Source organism: Campylobacter concisus, assembly GCF_002913545.1.
GTDB lineage: Bacteria > Campylobacterota > Campylobacteria > Campylobacterales > Campylobacteraceae > Campylobacter_A > Campylobacter_A concisus_AV.
Window position 1 is genome coordinate 1 of the sequence record NZ_PPBR01000108.1, and the last position, 954, is coordinate 954.

The window sequence follows — 954 nt, forward strand, 5'->3', positions numbered from 1 at the left end:
TCTCTAAGCTGTAGTGGTCGGCATTTAGGTGCTTGCTCACTTCGGTGATAGATGACTTTTTCTTAGCTACATTTTCAAATGGAATTTCAAGTACCCAGTCGAGGTAGCTTTGCAAGGTATTTGCGTCGGCTGAGTCTGGGTGCATGCGAGAGAGCTTATCTATTTGTTTTTTGATCTCTTTATAGGCATCCTCAGCCATAAATTTCTTCTTCGCATCAAGCTTTTTGCGGTACTCCTCAAGCTCCTCTTCACGGCTCGTATCCGCTCCAAGCTCAGCTTGAATTTGCTTTAGCTGCTCTTTTAAAAAGTACTCTTTGTTTGTCTTGTCGATCTTTGAATGAACCTTATTTTTGATCTCTTTTTGAAGCTTGTTTGCCTCGATCTCTTCGATGACGTAGTCGATGAGCTTTAGTAGACGCTGCTCTAAATTTTCTTCGACAAAAAAGCTATACGCGATCTGTTTTTTTAGGCGAAGTGCGCTTGAAACTAGGTCGCAAACTCTGATCGCCTCAGCGCTCTCTTCGATCGTTTTTAAAAGATCAGGTGGAAAAAAGTGGCTAAACTGCGAAAGCTCTCTTACTTTTTCTCTTAAAACTACGATGAGAGCATCAGTTTTGACCTGCGATGGGCGCTTTACGTGGAGCATATCAACGATACCACGGAGTGGGTTTATGCCTGATTGTTTTAAAATTTTACCTTTGTCGATACCCTGAAATAGCACTTTTACGCGTCCATCAGGTAGCGGCACACGGCGCATTATCGTGCCGATAACGCCTGCGTCATAGATGCCGTCAAAGTCTCTAGCGCCGTCTTGCTGGGGCTTTGTAGGCACGACAAGGATCGGCGTTTCTCCTTGTATAGCAAGCTCAAGCGCTTTTAAATTTTCTTCGTCGCTTAAAAAAAGCGGCGTTATCATAAATGGATATAAAAATAGCTCGTCCTCATACTTCATTA

1 protein-coding gene is annotated in these 954 nt (G+C 43.2%); it reads right to left on the bottom strand.

Annotation, left to right across the window (positions count from 1 at the left end; genetic code table 11):
- The coding region (locus tag CYP05_RS07295) for an LON peptidase substrate-binding domain-containing protein (protein ID WP_181001191.1) at nucleotides 1-952 on the bottom strand (952 nt) is incomplete at its 3' end.
- Nucleotides 953-954 lie beyond the last annotated feature (2 nt).